Raw genomic sequence first — 25,329 nt, 5'->3', positions numbered from 1 at the left:
AGCTTAAAAATTTTGATCGAATTCTCAATGCGAAAATGAACGGCTTTATTGGATCTCTATGGATATAATCAGTAATACTTCAGTTAAGCCAATGAAACTTCCTGCGAAACATTTATTAGTAATTTTGCAATAAATGCTGGCTTCATGGAAACCAAAATACAGGTCGACCCCCTCCAAAGAAGGGATTTATTTATTTGTTGATGTCCAGCTCTACGACACGACACTTCGAGATGGTGCGCAGACCGAAGGTATCTCGTTTTCGGTCGAAGACAAAATTGATGTTTTGAAGCGCCTCGACGCATTCGGCATTGATTTCGTTGAGGGAGGAATTCCTGGTTCGAATCCGAAGGATATGGAATTCTTTAGAAGAGCGAGCAGGATTACTCTTGAGCATACGAAATTGGTGGCGTTTGGATTTACCAGGAGGAAAGATCGAACCGTACAGGACGACCCAATGATGAAGGCACTGCTTGAAAGCGATACTCAATGGGTCTGCGTCGTAGGAAAATCCTCGGAAAGGCATGCAAAACACGTATTATCGTCTACGCCTGGAGAGTATGTCAAAAGCGTCAGAGAAACGATCGAATATTTAAAATCGAAAGAGCGAATGGTTTTCTTTGATGCTGAGCATTTTTTCGACGGCTGGAAGGAAAATAAGGACTTCGCAGAGAGTATTGTTTCGACTGCTGTTGAGGCTGGTGCAGACTGCATTGTGTTATGCGATACTAATGGTGGATGTTTGCCGTTCGAAGTTTCGGACATAGTCAAGGCAGTAAGGAGAATGACGCAGATCCAGTTGGGAGTTCATATGCATAATGATGCAGAAACGGCAGTCGCAAATTCGATTGCTGCGGTGGAAGTGGGCGTACAGTTAGTGCAGGGAACAATCAACGGCTTAGGCGAGCGTTGCGGAAACGCGAATCTTTGCTCACTCATCCCCGCATTATCACTTAAAATGAAAAGGAGGCTATCTGTACAGAATCTTCACGATTTAACGTCGTTATCGAAATTTGTTTATGAAGTTGCAAATCTCGTCCCAGATCCCAGACTTCCATACGTCGGATCAAGCGCATTTGCGCACAAGGCTGGTATCCACATCGATGCGGTATTGAAAAATCCTGCCGCGTATGAGCACGTCAATCCAGAAGAGGTTGGGAACGTGAGGCATATAGTGATCTCAGAATTGACAGGCATCTCTGGCATTCTTTCAAAAGTGAAAACTCTGGGAGTTAATAATCGAGAAGAAGCAAAGTCGCTGCTTGAACAATTAAAGAGAATGGAATTTTATGGATATCAGTTCGAAGGAGCTGAGGCTAGCCTTGATCTTCTCATCCGCAGGCTTAGAAATGAGATGCCTTCACATTTCCGTCTTGAGGGCTTCCGAGTGCTTGTTGACGTATCTGGGGGTTCGACAAGATCCGAAGCGATAGTGAAGGTCGTCGATCCCCGTGGAGAGGTGGAGCACACGGCATCTGACGGAAACGGTCCAGTAAATGCACTAGATCGTGCTTTGAGAAAGGCGCTTGTACGGTTTTTCCCGGAGATCCAAGAAATGAAACTCATCGATTACAAAGTGAGGGTGATTGATACCACTTCGGCTACAGCTGCCAAAGTAAGAGTGCTCATAAAATCAACGGACGGCAGTAGAACATGGGCAACCGTGGGGGTTTCAACGAATATCATCGAAGCAAGTTTACAAGCACTCCTCGATTCCATTGAGTACAAATTGCTAGAAAGAAAAGGTAAATCTTAATTCTATTCAAATGGAGTCTCTTGATGGTTCAAGGCGCTTAGTAATGATTTGAGAACAGTGGACGTTCATCAATTTGAACTGCAAATTTGATTAGTTTGATTCATCTTGTATGGTTTGGTCAGTGAGTCGATGCTAAGAGAATTTGTACTTTATTCCCGTACGGGTAGGACAGGCGGTAAGATTGGGAATCTTCACGAAGCGGGGAGACTTGATGTCGTTTCTCAATGCATCCAGATGGCACTCTATCACTCCTACGCTATGCGGAAGGACGTTATTTTTCATGCACTTCTCAACGGTCCCCCAGACCCTCCTAAGGAGATGATCATAGACGGCCGTCTCCTTGAGGACGCTCCTCCCAATGATGTGGCATGGGAAAAAATCGTGAGAAAGATACTATCCGGCGGGACGCATGAGGGTGTCGGCTTGAAGAAAAATAGCCTTCAAGCGCTGATTGATATGAAGGATGAAGTGTACGTGCTCGAGAGGAAAGGCACCGACTTATTCGAAATTGATTTTGGTGATAATCCGGTCTTTATTTTGGGTGATCAGATTGGATTGCCGAAAAAGGAGGAAAAATACGCTCTAAGGAAAGGCCGGCGAGTGTCCCTAGGCGGAAAAGATTATACCTCAGCCCAGTGCGTGTGCATAATAAATTATGTGCTTGATCGCAAGGAGAGAAAATAAGAGCTTGGTAAGATGATCAATCTTGAATTTCGGCATCTACGATATGGCTAGATCAGATGGAATAATCTGCTTAAAGCTTGCTTTGAAGGTCTGAGAATCGTATCTTGCGTCTGTAATTGCCTATGAACAAGTACAAATGCGGTGTGAATGGAGGGTAACGATATGCTCCCGCCGGGATTTGAACCCGAGTCGCGGGCTCGAGAGGCCCGCATGATTGACCGGACTACACTACGGGAGCATCGAAGCGCCAATAAAATGGCCTTTATTAAAGCTTTTCATATCTATCCATGTTTCTCATTTAGACTGGTATGTCATAGCTCCCGGCAAACTTGACGCTGGCAGCATTTGTTTTCTCTCTTTTAGCCTCAACACGGTGTAAGAACGCTTGCAAAATAATTTCTAGGCAATTCTACTCAATATCCCGAAATCGAGTGAACCAATATGTTTTAATCCGCCATTAGCTAATCTGGAGTTAGTGAGCAAGAGTAGTGAATTTCCGTATCCGCGCCATTCCGCTTATTTTGATCTAATCATCATTTTAATCATAGCGCTTTCTTCGGTCATCATAGCAGTTGATCTCTTTGGTACAAGTTCATATGGTTTCTTGGCAGTATGTATAGTATGTTTGTTATTCCTTGTCGTTTTTGGAATATCTCCACTCCTAACTTCGCATGAAATAGTCAATCGCACTCTCGTTTTGAAAAGAGGTTTAGTATTCAGAGCCAAAATACCCTTAACCAACATCGACCAAATAATTCGAGTTCAAAAAGGTCCCGTGAGACGTGGTGTGTTCTTCAGTATCGTGCGTCCCGAACTTTTCGTAACCTCTGCAAGATACAATCTGATCAGGCTAAATCTGAAAAGAAAGCAGAGATTCGTGTGGGCTCTAGGAAAAAAGGCGGAAGTAGTTTATTTTGATGTGATCGACACAGATGGATTGCTACGCGTCTTGGAGAACCACATAAAATCTATTCGCGCCAATCAATTCCAAGAGTTCTAATGCCTATCTTTGGAATCAGCGGCATCTTTCTTTTGTGGGCAGTGGTTCTATGCATCTTCCAGACACGCTCAATGACATGCATCGGTAGCCCAGTTTTCAAGGCAATCTCTTCATTTGTCATATTCATTTCGAAACCATAGAGGATGCGGTCGAGATCATCGTACGATACGCCAATTTCGCCCTCATCTGTTTGTCCGTTCCATAGGCCAGCAGTTGGTATTTTCTTTATGATGTTCTCAGGAATGCCTATTTGCCGCGCGAGCTCTCGTACCTGGGTCTTGTAAAGATCGCCGATCGGACAGAAATCCGATCCACCATCGCCAAATTTAGTGAAATAGCCGATGAGAAGCTCGCTCTTGTTACTTGTGCCCATGACTACTCGTTTACGCAAATTAGCTTCGTGGAATAGTATAATCATTCTGCACCGCGCCATAATATTTCCCAGCAAGTCTTTACGGCCTGATTCTGGGAGCATTTTTTCAAAAGCTTCGACGACTGGTGCTATTTCAATAATCTTCAATTCCATCTGGAATTTTCCGCAAAATTCTTCAACGTCCCTTTTATCGGACTCTGAGGAGACGCTCGTGGGCATGAAGATGTTCAGAACTTTATCGGGCCCTATCGCATCCGCACATAATTTTGAAACTACTGCAGAATCTATACCTCCGCTTAGGCCAATTACTACTCCATTGCTCCCTGATTCCCTTACCTTTTGCTTGATGAAATTCGTAATGGCAACGTAGGCATGTTCGTGCAGTTTCGGGTGCATCGATCCTAGAACGTCACTGCAGATAAATAAGCACTCTTGAGTTCTACGAGCTATTGACTTGACAAAAAAAGTTATGAAAAGAATGATATCCGATCGATTCGATTCCTGATGTCATTATGAAAGTCGGCTTGGTTCAAGTAGAATGCGCTCTCGCAGACAAGAGAAAAAACATTGATAAAATGAAAGAAATCATCGACGCTAATGAGGCAGACCTATTCGTGTTCTCTGAAACATTCCTCACAGGATATATGTGTAGAGACCTATTTTTCAGATTGGCCGAACCATTGGACGGAAACAGCGTTCAAGAAATTGAAAGAATAGCATCAGAGCATGGTTGTTACATTCTTTTTGGAATGCCAGTGCTTGATGAAGAAATTTCCTCATTGATTACGAACAGTGCAGTTTGCGTATCCCCTGATGGTACTGTACAGAGATATGACAAATTGTCGCTCGCGAATTTCGGTCCTTTCGAAGAGAAACTCTATTTCCGGCGGGGAAGCAGGCCAGCGCTTTTTGAAGTCGGGGGGTTCAAAGTTGGACCTATTATCTGTTATGATATCTTTTTCCCAGAGATTTCAAGATTCTACGCGCTTAATGGAGCCGATGCTATTATTTGCATAGCAGCATCCCCACTGACTTCAAAGCAGTTTTTCGAACGCATGATCCCAGCGAGAGCCATTGAAAATACTACATACTTCCTTTATGTCAATCAAACGGGTACACAATTAAATCAAGTCTTTTTCGGGGGAAGCCAGGTATCAGATCCTCGTGGCGAAATTATCGCAAAATGCAAGTACTTCGAAGAAGACCTGGTCGCAATTGACATAGATCAAACATCAATCCGTCTTGCAAGGCAGATGCGCCCAACCCTTCGCAATGCCATCGAGCTAAGTAATCTATGGTTTGAATAATTGAAGTAGCGTTCATCGCCATAGAAATTGAAAATTGTGAGGTACGTCGTTTTTTACATGAAATCCCTGCAGAAAATTGTTTAGGGGCAAATTCTTTGTGAGGTCGTTAGCAGGTAATACAGCGGCTTCGATCCTTCACAAGTCAAGATCAAGATGATTTTGAGTTCTTCTTGTGTAACCAAGTTCAAAGCGACTAGAATAGGAGATTTGAAGAATATGATTCCCGATAGGGGAAGAAATTACACTGGCTATCTCATTATATCCACCGAGAAAGTTCCTTTTCTTGAAAGTCTTGGCCCGAATACTGCAAATTGAGCAAATTTTAAGTTTAATAAGGCAGTAAGCCTCAACAGAATGCCGAGGTGGCCCAGTCCGGTAAGGCGCGAGCCTGGAGTCTTCTTGTCAACGGAGAGCTCGTGGCGCTATGCGCCTCGGGAGTTCAAATCTCCCCCTCGGCGCCAACTTGGTAATCTATGATTTTACAGGTTAGCGCTCACTTGAGCGTCGATCGGATGGAGGATGGATCTACTTTCCTGTGGCGAACGAAGATCTGTTGATCGGCAAATGCCAAGTATGCGTTTTTTCAATTTGAGATCGTGGGCAGAATCGTTCTAAGGCACTTCCTTTATAAAACGCCTAGGAAAGACTCATTATTGACTTGGAATCGACCAAAGCGCGATTCGAATTATATTGTAAGACATGATGCTAAAGTTCATATTTGAAGCAAACGACTCTCTTTTGCGCGAGCTCAGTTAATAGCGGAACAGAATGCTATTAATTATCACGTAGCTATATACCCTCTGCATATCAGAACTGGAGGCTCTTCATTGAAAGTCAACGTCGATCTCCGGCTTAAGGATGTACCTGGGCAATTGGTCCTCGCGCTGGAACCAATTTCAGCGAATGGTGGAAATATTGTCGGTGTAGTGCATCATAGAGACGTTGTTGTGGGAGGCCACATTACTGTAAACGTCACTTTTGAGGTAAAATCGGAGAAAACTCTTGAAAGGATTTTGGACACTTGGAAAGAAAGGGAAATCGATGTTGCACGTCTAGGCTCGATTTATGAGACATTTGCGATCGAGTTTTTGATTGTAGGTAATATTAGCACAAAGGAGCTCAATGAGATTGTGAGTGAGATTGAGTCTATGAAAGATCTCGAATCGATCAGCATTCGCTACTCCGTATCGCAATTGTCAGATGGTAAGGCCGCGTTTATTTTTGGAAGGGTGAGAAAAAAGGAGACCGCTATGATGATAGAACAGCTACTTGATTCTAAGGCGAGGGAAAAGGGATTCCTTGTCATCAGAAGTCTGGAGGACTAGCATGGACGTCGCAATTGTGGGCTTTGGAACGGTTGGGCAAGGCGTAGCCGAGGTCCTAGCGAGGCGGAGCCATTGGTTTGAAACTATCTTTAAAGAAAAGGTCAAAATCGTGGCTGTTTTTGACTCGCACTCATTCGAATTTTCGAGTCGCGGCCTCGATGGAATTGAACTAGTAAGACGAAAGAAAATGACTGGGAGGGTAGGAAGTCGGGAATCCGTTGATGATACTCCTGAGATTCTCAAAAGCATCGATTATGATGTTTTAGTAGAAGCGACGCCAACAAATATCATTACAGGCGAACCCGGATATTCTAATATTCTTGCCGCGTTATGCGATGGAAAAGACGTGATTACTTCCAACAAAGGACCGCTGGCGCTCCGCTATTTACAGCTGATGAAATCGGCTGAAAAACACGGTGCCCAGCTGAGATTTGAAGCAACTGTTGGGGGTGCGACACCGGTGATCAATCTTGCAAAGGACGTTTTGATGGGCGAGAAGATTAGCTCCGTTAGGGGTATTCTTAATGGTACTTGCAATTTTATTTTGCACAGAATGGGAGAAGAGGGACTCCCTTTCGCTCAGGCCTTGAAGGAGGCGCAAGAAATCGGTATAGCAGAGAGAGACCCTTCTTATGACATAGAGGGAGTCGATAGCGCGTGCAAGGCTGTCATACTGGCCAACGCGATTTTTGGCGTTGACAAGACGTATTCAGATGTTAAAAGAACGGGAATTCGAGGCATCACTGAAGATGCGATCGGACTTGCCGCGGAAGAAAAGAAAGTGGTCAGATTGATTGCAGAAATATCGAATCAGCGACTCGAAGTTTCGCCGCGCTTGGTCCCCATCGGTCATCCTCTCAGTATCGGCGGAACTTTGAACATCATTCAACTTTCAACAGATCTTGCAGGAGAAATCACAGTAGTTGGAAGGGGAGCGGGCAAATTCGAGACGGCAAGTGCGATTCTCAGTGATTTAGTTGCGCTTCTAAAAGATCGTTCAGGAAAGTCAGCATGATCTTGCAATTTTGTCTACTATTCAAATGAATTCTATAAGGTGCTTGAGCATATATGATTTGGGTGAGAAAATGGGTTATGAAATCGAATTGATTTCGATGGAAGAAATGGACAGACTTTACGAAGAATTCCAGAATCGCTTTCTTTACACAAGAAAAGCAGAAATTTACGGCTGCTGCATAAAGCTCCTTACCGATAATGAATTTGTGAAAGATAGATGGGAGGACAACTTCTATACCATGAGTGAAAACATACGCTCCCACGGCCGCATCATTGTTCTTTCAGATGAGACTGGCAGGCAGTATGTTAAGTATGAACCTGTTACAAAGACCGCTTTCCTATTCAACATCGGTTATTATGGCTGGATCAAAAGTATAGCTCTCGCAGTTGCTGGCGATGTCCTCGAAGATGAACATAGGATTTACCATGTGCATGGTGCCGCGATAGATATTAATGGGAGAGGGGTTTCAATTATAGCCCCATCAAAAACAGGCAAGACAACGCATTCTTGGGGATTATTGAGGCTGCCAGAAGCTCGCCTAGTGACGGACGACTGGTACTTTGTTAGGTTATCGAGCAAACGTGCATTGGCTTTCGGATCTGAAAAGAATTGTTATGCAGAGGCCGATATTGGACAGATTTGGTCAGAATACAAACCCCTCATCGAACGATCGAAATTTGATTATAATGGTAGGGCCATTGTTAATGTTAGGTGGATAGTTGGCGACGGTGGTGTCGTTCCGATGACATCAATTTACCATATAATTCTGCTGAAACGAGATCGAAAGGACCCTGTGATTACGAGAGAACTTTCAGCTGATGAAGCCTTAGAATACCTTATCGCTCATGATTTCTGCAATCCGCATCAACTCGTTCGCGATCGAAGAAAAATGCACATCAGAACTGCGTTTTTCAAAAGATTGCTGGAGCAGTCGAAGGTATATTTGGTGAATACAGTAGAGACGCCTCATGAATCGCAAGAAGCCATTCGAAAATTAGTTCTTGGGAATTGACATACATCCTACTAATCTATGATTATGGTGGAATCATGAAGGTTCTCATCATGATGACCGGGAGGAGTGTTTGGGGTGGTTTCAATTCTGTATGGGCAATGATTCGAAATTACAATTTCATACCTCAGCTGATTTACATTCTTACGACAGAGGAGGAGCAGGAACAAGCAGCAGTGCTAGAAAAATTGTTGCCAAATCTCGTCGGTGCATACGGATCACAACTTGAAATCAAAATAGAAGTCCTGAGGAGTGACGAAATAAGGACAGTATCGAATAAAGTTAGGAGTATCGCCACAATGCACAAACAGAATGGCGACGTTGTTGCGCTTGAGGTTACGCCTGGCAGGAAGATATTTGTATTAGGATCGGTTTTTGCTGGCTGGGATCGATACGTATTTGATTTTATTTTTTATTTGTATATAGATTCCCTCTTTAAAGCAAATAGACCATATCTTTTGATTCCGCTTTCGTGCCAGCACCTTCACGAGATTATATCGGAGGCCAAATGATGGAAGCGATCATCTGCAAGGATTATCTTATGGCAGTTTTAAATGAAATGCTGCTAAGCGGAGTGGAAAGATTTGTTGTGCAATCGGAGTTACTTGACCTACCTCTGCTCAATTTGAATATTAGGAAGAAGAAGATTGACACGATTGTCGATCAAAAAAACTTCGACGATGCTGTCTCTCAAGTTAACCTTCGAATCTCCTCAAAAAAGCTTCAGGATGAAATTCCAGATTACTCAGACTTGAAGGAAGCGTTGCAATCTTCTCTTCAGCTCCCGTCGAATGCAAGCGAATTAGCTCTTGAATTTAAAGACATCGAAAGAAAAAGCAACAATACTCTTAGATTTCCACGATCTAAATGCATTGGGGTAGATACAAATATCATTTATAAGAGATTGATGAGTAGACTTCAGTTCCATTCAGATTTCTCAGATCTTTTTGATGATGGGAGGGCACGGAATTTTATGATTCTCATTCCAGATCTTGTGCGCATGGAGATCACAGCAAATGTGAAAGAAAAATACACAAAGCAGGACGTAGAAGAACTCTATCGCGCACTCGATGGAAAAAAGATTTTGAGATCTCTCTTCAACTGTTGCAATAAGAAAGGTCGAAAGGCCCTCTTAGCCTTGACGGAACTTAAAATCATCAAAGATATGTATACATGCATAGACGTACCTGGCGGCGAATTTCATCAAAATAAGGAACAGAGAGATGCTGAGATACTTAGAGTCTTGGCGGGGTATGCCGATGCGCAGAAGTTAGATCTTGTTTTTGTGACAGCCGATGATAAATGCAGAGCCCATGCGCTTGCTAACAAAGTTGGCTCAATATGGCTTGACTATGCTCCAATTCCATTTTTCAATCACGAGCTTAATGAGTGGTTGCTTGTTGAGCTTCTTTACGATCTCTCTGTGATTTTCTGCGCAATTTCTTTTAAAGACCTTGGCATAAGAATATTAGGGGATTGGTCTGGCAAAACAACAAATGATTTTTACGCAGAAAACCTTAAGCTCTTAATTGAGGAAGGCTCTTCGCTCGAACAAAATATCCAGAGGGATTTGAAAATTCTTGACAGAATCCAAGAAGTGGCTGATATCAGATGCATTAAGTGAGAGGCGTGCCCCATTGTAAATAACTAAAAATTGAAAAAACTCGTTTCAAATTCACCAGAAAATTATGAAATCAAAAACTAGGTTCTGTAGAAAGAAGGTAGCGATTATAGAGTTTCATGAACGGGGAGAAGTTCAACATCTAGGTACGTAAAAAATAATCCCTAAGAAGAAAAAAAGGACCTCAACTCAAACTCTGCGTGATACTGTTTACCCCATTCAACGCATCCCTTATAAATCCAATAGGCTTCTCCAAATCAGTAACTTGTTGATTATCTTAACCTGACATGCTCATTTTTTCATTTTTTCTCATTTACGCCCCAGCATGGAAGTCTCTGTTATTTTATGCTTCATTCCAAAGCCCTTACGTGCAAAATAGCTAGAATACAGGCGTCCAAAACTCAACGATAGCGAAAACCTGCCTAGCTACCTTTTTATTGCAAAATGAACAATTGGTGGGGAGTCCCCGAAGAAAAAGATAAAACGGTGGGGAAGTTGGAGAAGGTCCACGGGGACTCCCCAATATAGCAATATTGGAAGAATTAGAAAAAGCTTTTGAATAAAAAGCAGCCACTATTTAGGGTCAGATACTAGACTTCGATAAGTAAATAGTGTTTTCTGCGCAGCAAATTAGTTGATATGAATTCTTCACTACTTTGGTGATTTTTCTTTTGATCGATCAAGTACAGCGAATTATGGAAAATTTACTGCAAGATTCTATGTATAAGCACCATTGAATAAATTATTATCTGGATTTGAATCTGGATGTGATGTTTTGATGGATTTCCAAAAAACTGGAAATATCTTTCCTTTTTCTTGGGATCTATACTATCCACAATTTGGCTAGAAAGTTGCTGTCATTTTTATCGCCTTTTCCTGTAGTTGCAAAAAATTAAATAGGAGTATTAGCCGTGCGGGATGCTCAAAATCGACAAGAATTGGATCTCCAACTTCCTGTCCACGAGGTACGCAAATCAAGACGACGGAGGTGAAAGTATGAATGAAAACAAGAATTCAGAAATTTACGACGAAATTAGGCTCGTTGAAGTATTAAGAGCAGCGCTGCTGCTTGTTCTCCTTTTTGGAATCGAATTGGGAGCTGTCCTTTTCCTCGTTTAATCTCGTGACTTCCAATTTTGAAATTATAGGGAATTCTGCCATTATGTTGAATTGTCTATCGTTAAGGATCGTTGAATAGAACCAACGCGCATGAACATCGGAATCGTGTGCCAAAAAAAGCCATCACTGAAATCGTAATCACTCATCAATGCGTGATAGCCACATTAATAAAGCAAATGAATGAAGCTAAGGATTGCAAAAAGAACGCATGTTGATAGTGAAAACAGCAACTGAAATCGGCATGAAAATCATGACATGCAGCATTTGCCACTGAAAAATTACGCGCCAACAAAAAAAGAAAAAGTGATGGGAAGACTGTTAGTAGCTATTTCCACTGATTCCAAGCAACAGCTCAAGCTCCGTGATATGCTCCTGTTCTTCCATCAATATGTGACGTACATCGTGCTCGAGCAAGAAATCGTAGTACTTGATTTTCTCTTTCTTAAGCTTCTCGAGAATTGCGCGGTAGGTGTCGACCGCCATTTTTTCATCTTTTAGATTCTGCTCCAGGATCTCTTTGATATCCTTCGCTGTGTGCGTCTCAGCTATTCCCATGCTCGGCACGCCTCCGAGCGCCCCAATTAGGGCCCTAAATTTCTCCGCGTGAGCCTTCTCATCATTCGCTATCTCTTTCAGTCTTTCGATGATTGGCTCTGACTCTATCCCCTCAACCACTTCGGCATGGCTGAGATACTGTACGTATGCACCGTGCTCGAGCTCAAGAGCATGGTTCAGCAATTTTATTATTTCTTCCTTCGACATTTTGAACACCCTATTGTGTAATACGATTCAATCGATATATAATTCGATCGCTGGTAGAACTGTATGACTATGAAAGTTTATCAACTTCTTTGTTAGAGCTTCATTTCATGTTGCTACATAAGCTCCTAGTTTACGACGTCATTCGAATCGATTCATGAATTCTTGAAATCTTCCACGCAATATGGCTAATTTGCTATATTTTTGGAAATTTTTGAAGTATTTATGGTTAGGTCTCGAGCTTACTAGTTGTTACTCCTGGTTAGAGGAGAATTGAAAAAGTTATGAATGTTGCGGCTCAATAAGCTCCGCATGCGGAATGTTGTTCAATACAAGTGTAGCAGCCCGAAAATCCTTTGCAGCACCTGGATTGACAAAGACAGTTTCACCACTCTTTTGGATTCCCCACGCCTCATGAACATGACCAGATAGAACGACTTTTGGTCTGAATTCCTCAACGATTTTCTTTATTGCCGTACTTCCAATGTGTCTACCAGAGGGAACAATATCGTTGATACCCTGCGGAGGCGTATGTGTTGCAAGCACCATCTTAGGCTCACATATCTTCCTTAGAGCATTTTCGATCTGGTCCTCTTCCATCTCAAATGGCGTGTTGAAAATTGTTGGATTTGATCCTCCAAATCCTACAAAAGTCTCATTCCCTATCCGCACTTTTCTGTTGTGTAGCAATATTGCAGATTTATCGATTGCCGCAATCACTTCTCGTGGATCGCAATTGCCAGGAATTGCATAAGTAGGAAATTTGAGGGACTTCAAGAAATGTTCAGCCCACTCTGGAGGACCAAATTGCGTTATATCCCCTAGTATTATGATGCCATTCACAGACCTTTCCTTCGCGAGATTATTTGCCCACTCGATAACGCGCTCCCTTCCATGTATGTCTGATATCACAAGGAACTTCAATGATGTCATTTACTTACACCCAGGCTATCGTATCTAACTGCCCGTGCATATATTGTAGTTTCTGCGCTATTATTTTTTACATTATTATATTTCATAATTTTTGCTTTGATATATCTGCGATGCTCTGGGGGATTTGCAGAAGGATGGAAAACTATTATTAATCAAAAAGGCATCGACTGCTGCCGTAGAGACGATGAAGTACATTTTTGTTACCGGCGGAGTTCTGTCTGGCCTTGGAAAGGGAATCACAGCTTCTTCGATTGGACGACTTCTAAAATCCAGGGGCTTCGATGTCACTGCCATTAAAATCGATCCTTATCTCAATATAGATGCTGGAACGATGAATCCTTTTGAGCACGGGGAGGTCTTCGTTCTTGAGGATGGCGGAGAAGTTGACTTGGATCTTGGCAATTACGAAAGGTTTCTTGATGTCGATCTGACAAGCGCTCACAACATCACAACAGGCAAGGTTTATCGGACTGTTATCGAAAAGGAGAGAATGGGGGAATTCCTTGGGAAGACCGTTCAGATCATCCCTCATATTACGAACGAAATAAAAAATGAGATAAGAACGGTTGCGGAATCAACAAATGCTGATATCTGTATTGTCGAACTTGGGGGAACCGTTGGAGACATCGAATCCATGCCATTTCTTGAAGCGGTCAGACAAATGAATACCGAATTGGGTCGGGGCGAAAACTGCCTTTTTGTGCACACCACGCTTGTACCAATTCTTGGGACAGTGGGTGAACAGAAAACCAAGCCCACACAGCACTCTGTGAAAGAGTTGCGATCATTAGGGATTCAGCCGGATATCATCGTGGCACGATCATCCCAGCCACTTGAGTACTCAATCAAAAGGAAGATCTCGCTGTTCTGTGATGTACCGCTTGAGGCAGTGATTTCAGCACCAGATGCTCGTTCTATATATGAGGTCCCGCTAATTCTGGAGGAACAAGGACTCACAGAGTTTATTCTCCGTAGACTGAAGCTCGTCCCGCGCAAAGAGGATATGACAGAATGGAAAGAGTTTCTTGAGCGCATTTTGAGACCATCAAGATCCGTGACAATCGCGTGTGTCGGTAAGTACACGCATTTGGCCGATTCCTATATCAGCCATATCGAAGCATTTCACCACGCTGGAGCCGAATTGGACACGAAGGTCAATATCGTCTTTATCGACGCCGAGGATATTGAGAAATGCGGCGTTCCGCGGGAAATGAAAGAAGCTGATGGTGTTCTCATACCTGGAGGATTTGGTAGTAGAGGAATTGGCGGAAAAATAATGGCAGCTCAGTATGCACGCGAAGGTAACATCCCCTTTTTGGGAATATGTTTAGGATTCCAGATAGCTACCATAGAAATTGCCAGAAATGTTCTAGGATTAAAGAACGCGAACAGCACCGAATTCGATCCAGAAACGCCAGACCCAGTGGTAGATTTGCTGCCTGAGCAAAAGAATCTGAGGCAGAAGGGTGCAACAATGCGATTGGGCGCGCAGCCGATTGTCGTTAAAGAGAATTCCAGGGCATTCAATCTTTACGGAAAGGCGCTAATTGTGGAAAGACATAGACACAGGTATGAGATCAATCCCAGGTACATAGAGAAATTTGAGAAGAATGGTTGGGAATTCACAGGTAAATCGCCCGATGGAAAGAGAATGGAGGTTGGTGAATTCAGCGCCAATGATTTTTTCGTAGCTGCGCAATTTCATCCTGAGTTCAAATCAAGACCGAGAAGACCTTCTCCGCTTCATTATGGTCTTGTCCAGGAAGCTTTGAAACGAAAATACGGATGAGGCATTTCGATTTATTCAAAGACTGCATCACAATCCAGCTACACTCTATTTGCTGACAAAATTTATAAGGGGGAAGCGGCTTGAAGGCTCGGTAATATGGCTGAAGAAGAGTATTTAGCCCTTCTTGATAGGGCAAAGCAGAAATTGCCTGAGAAAATTGAAAAGCATGAACGATTCACCGTACCTGAACCGGATGTCTTCCAAGAGGGGAAGACAACGATGATAAGGAATTTCAATGAAATCGCAGACGCATTGCGTCGCGAGCCAACACATTTACTGCAGTTTCTTTTGAGGGAACTCGGGGCACCTGGGTATATAGAGGGAACTAGAGCAGTATTCAAAGCGAAAATTGCTGACAGCCAGATTGCTGATAGAATTCGGGATTACACAGAAGCGTTTGTTCTTTGTTCTGAATGTGGGCGACCAGATACGCACATAGTGAAAGAAGGTCGAATACTCATCCTTGAATGTGAGGCGTGTGGAGCTCATAGACCCGTGAGCGTCAAAAAGACTACAAAGGTCGAAGAGAAGACGGCGCTCAAGGACGGCGATATTATTGAAGTGCTCATCGAGGACGTTGGCAAAAAAGGGGATGGCATTGCACGACTGGGCAACTATATCATCTATGTACCTGGAACGGTAAAGGGGATAAGAACAAAGGTGAAAATCAATAAGGTCGCAGGCAACGTCGCGTTTGCCACGGTGCACATAGAATCCGGCAACAGGTGACTTTGTTTAGCTGGAATGAAAAACCAAAAATTCTTTTAGCAGTGAGCTCGTGAAAAAGCAAAATAGATTGCCATTGCCAGTTGTTTCTATGTAAGAAACTATCCTCAAAGCCATCCTATAAAAAAGTTAATCGACAAACTTCAAAGGTAGTTCTTTTAATTATTGATCGCGTAACCTGTATTGCTGGAAACAGAGGAGCAAGATCATGGCATTTGTAGTGAAGTCGATTTCTCCGCGGGTATTAATGGCATTCACATTCCTAGGCGTACAGATCGTAGCGCTCTTGATTGTGCCGATATATCCTCGTGAATACCGAATCTTCGGTGACCCAGGAGACATCAAAAACTCACTCTTTTATGTACTGATTATTATTGTGGTTACAGCATTGATGCTACTCCTTTTGAAGCTGCGAATGGAAGTCGTTCTCAAGGCGGTTTTTGCATATGCGGTGTTCGTTACGATCTCCTTTGTTGTTTTTCCGCTCGCCTTCATGGTCATTGAAGACATGCTGATTTCTCTTGCGCTTTCAATGATATTTGCGGGATTCATGATTGCTCTATTGTTTATACATTCAGAATGGTACGTGATGAATACCGTGGCATTCCTGATGGGATGCGGCGTCGCCGCTTTATTGGGTATGTCTCTGGGCGTTATCCCTGCACTCGTTCTCTTAGTGATTTTGGCGCTTTATGACGCAATTGCTGTCTACGTAACGAAACATATGGTCCCGCTTGCCGAAGGTATTGTTTCCATGGGCATCCCCGTTGTGTTTATCATTCCCAAGCGAAAGGGATTCTCGATTGGGTCGATGAACTTGGACAAAATACCAAAAGGAACTTCTATACGGGAAGTAGTGATCATGGGTTTGGGCGATGCCATCATTCCTGGCATTTTGGTCGTCTCTTCTTTTGTCTCTCTTTCAGGGGTTCCAGGCTCTGTATATTCAGCAAATTTGCTGGTATCGGTTGGCACACTGATCGGATCTTTTTGCGGTTTGTTAATGCTCTTTTTCTCTGCAAAAAAAGGTAAGCCACATGCAGCTCTACCCTTTATCAACGGGGGAGCGATAGCAGGGTTCTTGATTACTTACCTTTTAATATTTGGCAATTTTACTTTTTAGATAATTTAAGTTGCGACCCCATCGTCGTTTCATTTGGGTCCTTCAATTTATGATCATTGAAAAGTAACGATACGCCATTTGTTTGGAAATGAAAATCGTGAGAAATTCTCAGGGTTCAGACGTTCGATGTTTTATGGTGCTTGGGATCCTGCCGGGAATTGGTGGAGGGGCGTTGCTGCCCCTCCTTGCGCAGGAGGTGATCCATCTGCAGGTTCCCCTACAGATACCTTGTTACGACTTAGCCCTCCTTGCTGAATCTCAGTTCGAACCCCCCAAAATGAGAGATCCTTACTGAGACCCAACTCGGGTGGCTTGACGGGCGGTGTGTGCAAGGAGCAGGGGCATATTCACCGCGGGATGTTGACCCGCGATTACTACGGAATCCAGCTTCGTGAGGGCGAGTTACAGCCCTCAGTCCGAACTACGGACGGGTTTCGGGATTGCCTTCACCTCTCGGTGTCGGAGCCCATTGTCCCGTCCTTTGTAGCGCGCGTGTAGCCCAGGGGATTCGGGGCATACGGACCTACCGTTGACCTCTCCTTCCTCTGGTTTAGCACCAGCGGTCCCATTAGTGTGCACGCCTTCCGGAGAAGACGTTGGCAACTAATGGCGAGGGTCTCGTTCGTTATCTCACTTAAGAGAACGCCTTACGGTACGAACTGACGACGGCCATGCACCACCTCTCGGAAAATCTGGCAAGGTCATCAGCCTGGCCTTCATGTAACCGTCGCCCCTGGTGAGTTGTCCGGCGTTGAATCCAATTGAACCGCACGCTCCTCCCGTTGCGGTGCTCCCCCGCCAATTCCTTTAAGTTTCATCCTTGCGGACGTACTCCCCAAGCAGCAGGCTTAACAACTTCTCTCCGGCACTGGGCGCCCACAAAGGACCCCCAACACCAAGCCCGCAGCGTTTACACCCTGGACTACCGGGGTATCTAATCCCGTTTGCGCCCCAGGGCTTCGTCCCTCACCGTCGGATCCGTTCTAGTCAGACGCCTTCGCCACCGGTGGTCCTTCCAGGATTACAGGATTTTACCCCTACCCCGGAAGTACCTCTGACCTCTCCCGGTCCCAAGTCTCGCAGTCTCCCCGGAATTCGGACAGTTAAGCTGGCCGATTTACCCAAGGATTTACGAGACCGGCTACGGACGTTTTAGGCTCAATAATATCGACCACCACTCGGGCCGCGGGTATTACCGCGGCGGCTGGCACCCGTCTTACCCGGCCCTTACTTCTCCTGCTTTTTAGACAGGAGAACAGCCAACACAGTGTGTTGGCACTTGGAATTCCCTCATCGGGATTTCTCCCATTGTGAAGTTTTCGCGACTGCTGCACCCCGTAGGGCCTGGACTCATGTCTCAGAGTCCATCTCTGGGCCCCCTCTCTCAAGGCCCATACCCGTCATAGGCTAGTGGGTACGTTACACCCACTACAACCTGATAGGCCGTAGACCAATCCTTGGGCGCCGGAGCTTTCGGCCCAGAAGCATTCCAGCATCCTGGACCTATGGGGTATTAGTCTCAGTTTCCCGAGGTTATCCCCCACCCAAGGGTATGTTATCCACGTGTTACTGAGCGGTCCGCCGAGTCCCGAAGACTCTCGACTCGCATGTCTTAGTCGAATTCCAATAGCGGTGGCCGCCGGCAGGATCAACCGGAATCGATCCATTCGGCAATTATCAAATGCCGCTAAGGATTCTAGGAGATTGGCAGGATCTCCAAGTTTCACCAACGACAATCAATTTGATCGTCGTACATCGAACGTCGGAACCGAGAGTTCACGTGCAAACACGGGGATCTCGGTCCCCCATCATTGTCCACAGCTCTGGATTTGATTGCCTCATAGACGGTCCTGCGACCTTCTCAGCATCAATTCGCACGCTGTGGATAAGCGTAGGCCCCTCTAATATCGAGGCCGTATTTATGCGTTTCGGGGCGCCATTTTCCAAATAGCGCCTGTTTATTTAATCACTTGAGGAAGTATTTGAGCATTTCTATGTTGATAGTTTTCCAGCTCTCTATCCAGATTTAAACCGGAGTGGGACCTCTATTCATAAGATCATCATTTTTTCATTCGTTGTCCAATAAAAGAGCTTCGTTCACAGTTCAAAAGAATGAATGAACTCGATTATAATAATTTGGTAATACCATGATCAAAAGAATTATTAGCGTCAAAAATCTTTTGAGAAAAAAGCGGGGATGGCCCAGCTCGGCAAGGCGATGGATTGCTATCATTAATGGCAAACATCCATTGTCCGAAAGGACTCGGGGGTTCAAATCCCCCTCCCCGCGCTTTTAATCGCTATTTTTGAAATAATATTTCATTAGTCATAAAAGAGAATATTTTATGGGAACAGCGAGAGTAAGATCGATTTCGCTTCTTGTTCGCTTGTACAATTCTCTTGAAGAAATTTTTTGCCTTGCAGAAATTTCTCGATACTATCCAATCCTTCGAAAATCTCCCAGAGACCTTCGTACGTTCTGCCATCAGGTATTTTACTGATCAAGGTCCATGTATCTTTCACTTCACAGAACTTCTTGTTTCCTGTACGATGACATACCAATCCGAACAATTGGTAATCCTTCACAACACAATCAACTTCCTGACAACTTGATTTCCTTTCAATTGTTTTTAACATAATAGGTCCTAGTTTCAAAACAGTTTTCGGCACAGTCATAGGCCCGGCGTACCACCGCAATAAATTCAGCCAATGTTAACAATTTCCACGCCTGGTAATGCCACCGGGAGTCTAAGATCGTGCTCCGACACTCGCGTACGTCTGCTCATACACGATTCACGAAAGAGTATTCTTATTGATGAAGGTTTGCTGGATGATACTTTTCCCAATCGATCAAGCAGGAATTGGCTAAGATGCTGTACTCTGAAATCAATGCGAAGGAACTTAGGATAGATCTCGGTGAACATTCTGTAACACCCAGCACATGCGAAAATAACTTTCTCGGGATTGAAACTCTTGATGGTTGATATTAGTTCCCTAGCTTTTGTGTCAACCTCATCCATTAGACCGCACGCTGGCCCATATGGAAATCCGCAGCAGAGATTTCCGCCTTGGAGCACTACGAATTCTTCTTTGATGTTTCCTAGGACATCAAGCATGGAATCGACAATGTTTAGAAACGCGCTCAGAGTAAAGCCAAGAAATAATACATGAGGTCTTCTCGTCCTGGAAACTGTCATGTTATTTGTTAATCGAATTTTCAAGAACTCTGCCTGCAAGGCGGCAAGTATCTTCCAGATTCTTAGCGATTGGTTCAGTTGATTCAAGTCTTGAGGAGCTAGTCCCTCTCTTGCTAATTTGGATTTTATTGCCTCAAATGCCAGTAGAGGATCGAGTCCCCTTTCGCAAGCCATCGAACACCGCCCACGACTCGAGCAAGTGTAAGCCTTTGTAGAAGCATCGGGCAGGTGCTTTCCCGATTTTACGTAATTTAGCACAATTTCAATTGCATTTTTGGGGTCGATGTCTTCCAAATGGGTGAACTTAAGTAGTGGAGAGACTTCGATGCATTTTCCGCATGACGTACATTGTTCCAAGAATTAGCTTAGATATGAATCGTAAAAATCTCTCATATTGTCAAATAACGACAGTGACATAATCATCCAACCCGAACAAGCAGCTTTCAAAAATCTCGCCATTACAACGTTCAAGAGCTACATCTCCTTTTGACTGCGCTTACAATACTCAATATGAGCATCGATACGAATTAGAGCTCCGATTAGATAATTTGATAATGACTCAAATAATTAATAATATAGTCCGAGCAATATTCAAACTTTCATTCGATTCCATTCATTTGTAAGACATTCTGCCCTATGATTTCCGCTGACAATTGCTTTTCACAACATACCTCTCAATGCCATAAAGTAATATATTAGAATTTGATTGAATTGAACGTGAAGTTCTTCGTTGAATCGTACGGTTGTACGTTGAATCAAGGCGAAGGCGTGGAATTCCATGATAGGTTGAGAGCTCTCGGTCACGAGCCTGTTAGCTCGTCTGATGAAGCAGAGTTGGTTGTTTTGAACACTTGTACTGTTATCGAATCGACTCAGCTCAAAATACTTAAACGCCTTGAAAACCTGCATCGCTGCAGCAAGAAAATCATTGTCTCTGGTTGCATGGCTGCGGTTCAGACTGACGACATACGTGAAATTGCCCCTGATGTCACGATACTCATGCCTCGTGATTATTATCGCTTTGAAGAGATTATTGAGACGAATTATGGTCGAATCGCTGTTGAAGGTGCACCTTGTGATAAGAAAACAACTGCTATAATCCCGATTGCACAGGGATGTTTGGGCAACTGCTCGTATTGCATTACAAAACTAGCTCGCGGAAATCTGAGAAGCTACGAGCCGGAAAAAATAGTTGAGAAAGTCAGAAAATCGCTTGAAATGGGGGCTAGGGAAATTCTGTTGACAGCTCAGGACTCAGCTGCGTACGGTATCGATATAGGTTTAACTCTACGCGACCTGCTAGCGAAGATCGTCAGCATAGAAAGAGACTTCAGAATTAGAATAGGGATGATGAACCCCGAAAGTCTGCAGAAGATCCTAGATGATGTCCTTGAGATTTGGGGCAACGAAAAAGTCTACAAGTTCTTCCATATACCTGTTCAGAGCGGAAGTGACAGGATCCTCACACTGATGCGAAGAGGATATACCGTGGATCAGTTCAAAACTCAGCTGAACACTATTAGGCATGTATTTCCAGAACTTTCGCTTTCGACCGATGTTATCACGGGCTTCCCTGGCGAAACGGAAGCAGATCACAGGGCGACGGTCGCACTTATCAAAGACATCGAGCCAAACATACTCAATGTAACGCGGTTTTCTCCAAGACCAGGCACCATAGCTGCATCAATGATGCCGCGCGTCCCTTCATGGGTTTCCAAGAATAGATCCAGAGAACTAACGAAGTTGCGCTTTGACATCAGTGAGCGGAATTACCAGTCGAAAATTGGTGCAGTGGAGGAGATACTAATCACAGAGCATGGTAAATCCGGAACGATGATCGGCAGAACGAACGCATATGTGCCTGTTGTCGTCAAGGAACAAATTGAACTTGGTATGTTCGCCAAGGTACAAATTATCGGTGCTGCGCGTACCCACCTCTATGGAGAAGTTATCGACAGGAGAAGTCCCTAATCGCCGTATTACAAATCGGGTCCAATCTTTTCGTTTCAGATTGCGAGGCTTAACAAGATGTTAGAATTTGAAAGTCATTAGATTGACCGATTAAGAAATCATTTTCCCTGTCCGTGAATCATTTGGATAAATCTTAAGAGGGACTGTTATATAGCCGAAACTATATCGGCGCAGAGAATAGCCCCGTGGTGTAGTGGTCAATCATGCCGGCCTTTGGAGCCGGCGACGGCAGTTCGAATCTGCCCGGGGCTACTTCTTAATCATTAGATTGATCGAATTTACCCCTACTTCCACTCAGCAATTTCTATCAGAATGCCATCAGGGTCAGCAAATACGGCCCTTTCGAGACCCCTTTCAATACTCGCGTGCTTAATCTTGCTAAATATAGTTTCGAGATGCTGGGCGTTGAGAATATGTTTGTCCTCCACCATCTTCACGCCAAGACTCTTGATGCGTTCAACTTCTTTGTGGAGGTTTTCCACCGAGAAGCAGAGATGCTTGACACCTGGAACTGCCATTTCTTCCGGCATCGCCTTTTTCGGATTTTCCACTGCCAAAAGTTCGAGCATTGTATTTTGAGATTTCAGAAAGACAATTTCCTTTATGCCAGGTATTTTTGATTTAAGTCTCATAACCTCTTCGAGATCGAGAACTTTCTTGTAGAATGCAACCGATTTCTCGAGGTCCGATACCGTAATTGCAATATGGTCAACTCCCTTTATCACCAAATCACCATCCTATGAATTGTGATATGAAGATTGAACACCGATCTTTTAATGCCTTCGATAACCCGAGCTACCACCTTTCTCTGTGAATAATCTCTTGAGTTCCTAACCTCGAAGTGCCTCCTGAAGCTCCCTTTTGCTTGCCTACAGGTAATAGCGCTACAGGTCTTACATGCGACGGTATCGACAAGATTCTCGAAACCGCATCCTCATCAAAGGCTCCTACCCAACAACTTGCGTAGCCCTTGTCAACAAAATAAAGCAGCATATTTTCGACAGCAGCGGCTACATCCTGCAAGCAGTAGAGCTCAATTCCCCTTCTACCGTAGCTCCTTATCCTTTCCAGATTCGCGCAGCAAACGATGACAACGGGTGCTTGAGCGACGAAATTCTGTCGGAGCGCCGCCGTGGCAAGCCTTCGTTTAGTCTCCTCGTTTCTTACGATTATAAAATCCCTTGCCTGCAAATTCCCTGCCGATGGTGCAAGGTTACCTAGCTGAATTGCTTCTATAATCACATCTTCAGGCACGGGCTCATCGCTGTAACTCCTGACACTTCTTCTCTTACGAATACACTCAACGAGTTCCATGGACTATCACATCAAATATTAGTCGATTCGGGCATTACAATTTTTCCTTCAAGTTGGGTAATGCCCACGTGATGATGTTTAAATGATTAGAATCTCATCTGCCCCCAGTGTCTCTCGAGTGCGTTCTTGAAGTCGATTACGGCGATGAGAAAATAGCCAGCATTGTCAAGAGTGCTATTGAACTCGAAAATGATAAGTACGCAACGGCATTCGTTACAGGTCGCATATTGGTTGTCAAAACTTCCTCACATTCAGTACTCAGCATGCTCCACACGCTGGAGGATCTTTTGTCGTGCATGAAAGCTGCTGAGGATGCGGTGAGGTTAAGTGGAATTCTCTTTATCAGCGACCCCCTCCCTCACTTCGACCGCAACTCCCTTCTTGAATGAGAGCATTTCATCTTTCGTCATAAGTGACCTGCCACATGCGACGAGCCGATCTTCTTCATCGACCACGATGACCTCATCTCTCGGTCTAATCTCATCATCGCAATCGATGACAAATTTGCAGAACACGTTCCGTCCCTTTCGATTGAATTCGGCAGAATCTTTATTGACAATCACCCTGAGTGTGGGCGTACGAAATGCGGAGTGAAGTCTCTTAGCACCGGCAAGCCTGAGTGAGAAAAACCCATCACTCGCCCTTATGGAAAGCACGAGCTCTCCGTCAACCAGAACATTGCGGATCCTTCCTGTTTTCTTTGATTTCACAAGGGATATCACACCGCTTAATAGCGCATCCGAAGCCCCTTTTCCAAATTGATAATCTGCGACAGCCCTAATCCTCGCGATATCAATATTGAATGTGGACTTGCCAGGAGCAATCGCTTCCAGCAATCTTATTGTTTCGTCACCTTCAAAGACCACACCTATACCATACCTCTGGATATGCGACATCCTCTCCATTAAATGCTTCATTCTTTCCTCGAGCACGCTGTCGCGATTCTTAGGAAAAACAGACTGCGCTATTGGATAGATTTCGTCGAGCTCAATGGGAACTGGACCGAAGGGAGATGAAACGACGAAATGTGCATCGCAGATCGACAAAATTTTGTGCATTTCTTTATCATATCTCGAGCTATATGGTTTCTCAGAATCTTCGAATCCTACAAGTACCTGCGTATCCGGCTGAGTGTAACGCTCGAAAAACCTCTTCTCGTACCTGTAAACCGCTGGTCTGTCAAGACTTTCAGTTCCCGTGTAAAAGAATGCGCCGTCCCTGCTGAGTGGCTCGTATTTTTCTAGGAAGTCTTTATATTTCGCAATCCTTCTTAAACCGTCTAAAAGTGCTGGATGCGAACGGCATCTGAGCTCGGCAAGTTCCCACAGATTTCCTTCCATTATCGCTTTCTTGACGTTTTCGATTTCCGTGAATGATATGAAAAGGTTATGCCTCGCGATGAGCTGCGCGCGGTCATCTTCACTCATTTTCTTAATTGCAGCAATGTCTGTATCTCTGCAAGCTGGGCAATTGCATACGAGCTTTTTCATGTCTTCGATGCGGAATGTTCCGTTTGGAAACATGAAACGACCGTCTCTGGCAAATTTCGCATAGGAAGCCGAATCGAATGTGTCACATCCTAGTAACACTGCAAGAGCAAAGATCATCGGATGTCCCGCCCCGAAAAGGTGCACGGGGCGCGCAGGAATCAAGCCTTTTTTTGACGAAATGATCACATCAACAAGATCATCAAACCTGTAGCTCTCCATCAGAGGCACGACTCCGCCGATGGGGTGTATGTCAGCATCAAGATCGCTCATCTCTCTGGCGCAGTGCTCCCTTAAATCGGCATGAATCGATCCTTGAATGACCCCACCGATCAGCATGTCGCCCTTCATTTCTGAAGCTTCCTTAGTACGTGCAATTGTTAGTTCAATTGCCTGGAGGGTTCTTTCTCGATCCCAGTGAGGTTCCGTGAAAATATCAAGGGCCATTCCGATGTCTGATCCGATGTCTTTTTGGAATTGCACGATCTGCTTGTTCTCGGCTTCAATTTCGGAATATACATGAGACTGAAAGGTGCCCGAATCCGTCATTATGACGCCTGGAAAATCGAGCACTCCATGAATTCCATCTCTCAGCGCTCTTTCACGCAGTTCCTTATTTCTCAAAATGATATACGAATTTGTGATGACAGCCCGTGCCCCGAAATCTGCATATAATTCTCTCGGTGGAATCGTATTTACATTAGGATTTACGACGGGCAGCAGACACGGTGTTTCTAGAATCCCCCGCCTCGTATGAAATCTGCAAATCCTCGCCAGCCCGTCTCTCTCTATGATTTCGAACACTCTGTAGCAAAGTGCACCGA

The 25,329-nt window shown here is 44.2% G+C and carries 23 protein-coding genes, 4 tRNA genes and 1 rRNA gene; 18 read left to right on the top strand and 10 right to left on the bottom strand.

Translation table 11 applies throughout. From position 1 onward, the window contains the following. Window positions 1-133 precede the first annotated feature (133 nt). Window positions 134-1,753 carry a citramalate synthase gene (cimA, locus tag QW087_00630; GenBank protein ID MEM2943234.1) on the top strand — a complete coding sequence of 540 codons (1,620 nt, stop codon included), beginning with the start codon at window positions 134-136 and terminating at the stop codon, window positions 1,751-1,753. A 129-nt stretch (window positions 1,754-1,882) separates the two neighbouring features. Next, entirely contained in the window at window positions 1,883-2,437 is a 555-nt protein-coding gene (locus QW087_00625) for a hypothetical protein (GenBank protein ID MEM2943233.1), read from the top strand. A gap of 163 nt (window positions 2,438-2,600) precedes the next feature. Here the strand turns inward: QW087_00625 and QW087_00620 are convergent. Next, window positions 2,601-2,675, bottom strand: a tRNA-Glu gene (locus tag QW087_00620). A 237-nt stretch (window positions 2,676-2,912) separates the two neighbouring features. Between QW087_00620 and QW087_00615 the strand changes: the two genes are divergently transcribed. Then, window positions 2,913-3,437 carry a hypothetical protein gene (locus QW087_00615; protein ID MEM2943232.1) on the top strand — a complete coding sequence of 175 codons (525 nt, stop codon included), beginning with the start codon at window positions 2,913-2,915 and terminating at the stop codon, window positions 3,435-3,437. On the opposite strand, the gene QW087_00610 is transcribed toward QW087_00615, so the two are convergent. Further along, window positions 3,406-4,206: an NAD+ synthase gene (locus tag QW087_00610; protein ID MEM2943231.1), complete on the bottom strand. Its 801-nt coding sequence runs from the start codon at window positions 4,204-4,206 to the stop codon at window positions 3,406-3,408. The two genes, QW087_00615 and QW087_00610, sit on opposite strands and share 32 nt — an antisense overlap. Before the next feature lie 116 nt (window positions 4,207-4,322). Between QW087_00610 and QW087_00605 the strand changes: the two genes are divergently transcribed. The 8 genes from QW087_00605 to QW087_00570 all read left to right on the top strand — a co-directional run bounded on the left by QW087_00605 (window position 4,323) and on the right by QW087_00570 (window position 11,206). Continuing rightward, window positions 4,323-5,117 carry a carbon-nitrogen hydrolase family protein gene (locus QW087_00605; GenBank protein ID MEM2943230.1) on the top strand — a complete coding sequence of 265 codons (795 nt, stop codon included), beginning with the start codon at window positions 4,323-4,325 and terminating at the stop codon, window positions 5,115-5,117. Between the two features lie 356 nt (window positions 5,118-5,473). After that, window positions 5,474-5,578: transfer RNA gene (locus QW087_00600), tRNA-Ser, on the top strand. A gap of 366 nt (window positions 5,579-5,944) precedes the next feature. Then, the gene (locus QW087_00595) at window positions 5,945-6,442 is read left to right on the top strand and encodes a hypothetical protein (protein MEM2943229.1); all 498 of its coding nucleotides are present in this window, start codon (window positions 5,945-5,947) and stop codon (window positions 6,440-6,442) included. A 1-nt stretch (window position 6,443) separates the two neighbouring features. Continuing rightward, window positions 6,444-7,457 carry a homoserine dehydrogenase gene (locus QW087_00590; protein MEM2943228.1) on the top strand — a complete coding sequence of 338 codons (1,014 nt, stop codon included), beginning with the start codon at window positions 6,444-6,446 and terminating at the stop codon, window positions 7,455-7,457. A 70-nt stretch (window positions 7,458-7,527) separates the two neighbouring features. Beyond that, the gene (locus QW087_00585) at window positions 7,528-8,469 is read left to right on the top strand and encodes a hypothetical protein (GenBank protein MEM2943227.1); all 942 of its coding nucleotides are present in this window, start codon (window positions 7,528-7,530) and stop codon (window positions 8,467-8,469) included. 35 nt (window positions 8,470-8,504) lie between these two features. Next, window positions 8,505-8,978, top strand: coding sequence for a hypothetical protein (locus tag QW087_00580; protein MEM2943226.1), 474 nt, complete (start codon window positions 8,505-8,507; stop codon window positions 8,976-8,978). Next, the gene (locus QW087_00575) at window positions 8,975-10,090 is read left to right on the top strand and encodes a hypothetical protein (protein ID MEM2943225.1); all 1,116 of its coding nucleotides are present in this window, start codon (window positions 8,975-8,977) and stop codon (window positions 10,088-10,090) included. The genes QW087_00580 and QW087_00575 overlap by 4 nt, the downstream gene beginning before the upstream one ends. A 993-nt stretch (window positions 10,091-11,083) precedes the next feature. Further along, window positions 11,084-11,206: a hypothetical protein gene (locus QW087_00570; protein ID MEM2943224.1), complete on the top strand. Its 123-nt coding sequence runs from the start codon at window positions 11,084-11,086 to the stop codon at window positions 11,204-11,206. 318 nt (window positions 11,207-11,524) lie between these two features. Here the strand turns inward: QW087_00570 and QW087_00565 are convergent, their stop codons facing one another. Both QW087_00565 and QW087_00560 read right to left on the bottom strand, forming a co-directional pair. Continuing rightward, entirely contained in the window at window positions 11,525-11,968 is a 444-nt protein-coding gene (locus tag QW087_00565) for a ferritin-like domain-containing protein (GenBank protein MEM2943223.1), read from the bottom strand. A 279-nt stretch (window positions 11,969-12,247) separates the two neighbouring features. Further along, the gene (locus QW087_00560; GenBank protein MEM2943222.1) at window positions 12,248-12,898 is read right to left on the bottom strand and encodes a metallophosphoesterase; all 651 of its coding nucleotides are present in this window, start codon (window positions 12,896-12,898) and stop codon (window positions 12,248-12,250) included. A 124-nt stretch (window positions 12,899-13,022) separates the two neighbouring features. On the opposite strand from QW087_00560, the gene pyrG reads away from it, so the two are divergent. The 3 genes from pyrG to QW087_00545 all read left to right on the top strand — a co-directional run bounded on the left by pyrG (window position 13,023) and on the right by QW087_00545 (window position 16,536). Next, window positions 13,023-14,687, top strand: a complete 1,665-nt coding sequence (gene pyrG, locus QW087_00555) for a CTP synthase (glutamine hydrolyzing) (GenBank protein ID MEM2943221.1) — start codon at window positions 13,023-13,025, stop codon at window positions 14,685-14,687. 96 nt (window positions 14,688-14,783) lie between these two features. Continuing rightward, window positions 14,784-15,416 (top strand): translation initiation factor IF-2 subunit beta, encoded by a 633-nt coding sequence (locus QW087_00550; GenBank protein ID MEM2943220.1) that lies wholly within the window; start codon window positions 14,784-14,786, stop codon window positions 15,414-15,416. A 205-nt stretch (window positions 15,417-15,621) separates the two neighbouring features. After that, on the top strand, window positions 15,622-16,536 hold the full coding sequence (locus QW087_00545; protein ID MEM2943219.1) for a presenilin family intramembrane aspartyl protease PSH: 915 nt from the start codon (window positions 15,622-15,624) through the stop codon (window positions 16,534-16,536). Between the two features lie 191 nt (window positions 16,537-16,727). Here the strand turns inward: QW087_00545 and QW087_00540 are convergent. Further along, window positions 16,728-18,195 (bottom strand): 16S ribosomal RNA (locus QW087_00540). A gap of 117 nt (window positions 18,196-18,312) precedes the next feature. Then, window positions 18,313-18,483, bottom strand: a complete 171-nt coding sequence (locus QW087_00535; protein MEM2943218.1) for a hypothetical protein — start codon at window positions 18,481-18,483, stop codon at window positions 18,313-18,315. 244 nt (window positions 18,484-18,727) lie between these two features. Between QW087_00535 and QW087_00530 the strand changes: the two genes are divergently transcribed. Next, window positions 18,728-18,826: transfer RNA gene (locus QW087_00530), tRNA-Ser, on the top strand. A 412-nt stretch (window positions 18,827-19,238) separates the two neighbouring features. Here the strand turns inward: QW087_00530 and QW087_00525 are convergent. Continuing rightward, window positions 19,239-20,090, bottom strand: a complete 852-nt coding sequence (locus tag QW087_00525; protein MEM2943217.1) for a (Fe-S)-binding protein — start codon at window positions 20,088-20,090, stop codon at window positions 19,239-19,241. A 360-nt stretch (window positions 20,091-20,450) separates the two neighbouring features. Between QW087_00525 and QW087_00520 the strand changes: the two genes are divergently transcribed. Further along, the gene (locus QW087_00520) at window positions 20,451-21,704 is read left to right on the top strand and encodes a tRNA (N(6)-L-threonylcarbamoyladenosine(37)-C(2))-methylthiotransferase (protein MEM2943216.1); all 1,254 of its coding nucleotides are present in this window, start codon (window positions 20,451-20,453) and stop codon (window positions 21,702-21,704) included. Between the two features lie 179 nt (window positions 21,705-21,883). Next, window positions 21,884-21,956, top strand: a tRNA-Gln gene (locus tag QW087_00515). A gap of 32 nt (window positions 21,957-21,988) precedes the next feature. Here QW087_00515 and QW087_00510 read toward each other — a convergent pair. After that, window positions 21,989-22,429, bottom strand: coding sequence for a VOC family protein (locus QW087_00510; GenBank protein MEM2943215.1), 441 nt, complete (start codon window positions 22,427-22,429; stop codon window positions 21,989-21,991). 70 nt (window positions 22,430-22,499) lie between these two features. Beyond that, window positions 22,500-23,018, bottom strand: a complete 519-nt coding sequence (locus QW087_00505) for a nitroreductase family protein (GenBank protein MEM2943214.1) — start codon at window positions 23,016-23,018, stop codon at window positions 22,500-22,502. Window positions 23,019-23,125: 107 nt separating this feature from the next. Here QW087_00505 and QW087_00500 point away from each other — a divergent pair, with 107 nt between their 5' ends. Further along, complete coding sequence (locus QW087_00500) at window positions 23,126-23,407, top strand: hypothetical protein (protein ID MEM2943213.1); 282 nt, start codon at window positions 23,126-23,128, stop codon at window positions 23,405-23,407. On the opposite strand, the gene tgtA is transcribed toward QW087_00500, so the two are convergent. Further along, the gene (gene tgtA, locus QW087_00495) at window positions 23,342-25,309 is read right to left on the bottom strand and encodes a tRNA guanosine(15) transglycosylase TgtA (protein MEM2943212.1); all 1,968 of its coding nucleotides are present in this window, start codon (window positions 25,307-25,309) and stop codon (window positions 23,342-23,344) included. The two genes, QW087_00500 and tgtA, sit on opposite strands and share 66 nt — an antisense overlap. Between the last annotated feature and the right edge of the window lie 20 nt (window positions 25,310-25,329).

This window comes from Methanomassiliicoccales archaeon (assembly GCA_038850735.1).
GTDB lineage: Archaea > Thermoplasmatota > Thermoplasmata > Methanomassiliicoccales > JACIVX01 > JACIVX01.
Note: the sequence above shows the minus strand (reverse complement) of the source record. Positions and strands in the feature narration are given on the sequence as shown.

Bases quoted from the DNA above. Each gene is read 5' to 3' on its own strand.
- cimA (MEM2943234.1), top strand. From the start codon at position 134: ATGCTGGCTTCATGGAAACCAAAATACAGGTCGACCCCCTCCAAAGAA.
- QW087_00625 (MEM2943233.1), top strand. From the start codon at position 1,883: ATGCTAAGAGAATTTGTACTTTATTCCCGTACGGGTAGGACAGGCGGT.
- QW087_00610 (MEM2943231.1), bottom strand. From the start codon at position 4,206: ATGCACCCGAAACTGCACGAACATGCCTACGTTGCCATTACGAATTTC.
- QW087_00605 (MEM2943230.1), top strand. From the start codon at position 4,323: ATGAAAGTCGGCTTGGTTCAAGTAGAATGCGCTCTCGCAGACAAGAGA.
- QW087_00590 (MEM2943228.1), top strand. From the start codon at position 6,444: ATGGACGTCGCAATTGTGGGCTTTGGAACGGTTGGGCAAGGCGTAGCC.
- QW087_00585 (MEM2943227.1), top strand. From the start codon at position 7,528: ATGGGTTATGAAATCGAATTGATTTCGATGGAAGAAATGGACAGACTT.
- QW087_00580 (MEM2943226.1), top strand. From the start codon at position 8,505: ATGAAGGTTCTCATCATGATGACCGGGAGGAGTGTTTGGGGTGGTTTC.
- QW087_00575 (MEM2943225.1), top strand. From the start codon at position 8,975: ATGATGGAAGCGATCATCTGCAAGGATTATCTTATGGCAGTTTTAAAT.
- QW087_00570 (MEM2943224.1), top strand. From the start codon at position 11,084: ATGAATGAAAACAAGAATTCAGAAATTTACGACGAAATTAGGCTCGTT.
- QW087_00565 (MEM2943223.1), bottom strand. From the start codon at position 11,968: ATGTCGAAGGAAGAAATAATAAAATTGCTGAACCATGCTCTTGAGCTC.
- QW087_00560 (MEM2943222.1), bottom strand. From the start codon at position 12,898: ATGACATCATTGAAGTTCCTTGTGATATCAGACATACATGGAAGGGAG.
- QW087_00550 (MEM2943220.1), top strand. From the start codon at position 14,784: ATGGCTGAAGAAGAGTATTTAGCCCTTCTTGATAGGGCAAAGCAGAAA.
- QW087_00545 (MEM2943219.1), top strand. From the start codon at position 15,622: ATGGCATTTGTAGTGAAGTCGATTTCTCCGCGGGTATTAATGGCATTC.
- QW087_00505 (MEM2943214.1), bottom strand. From the start codon at position 23,018: ATGGAACTCGTTGAGTGTATTCGTAAGAGAAGAAGTGTCAGGAGTTAC.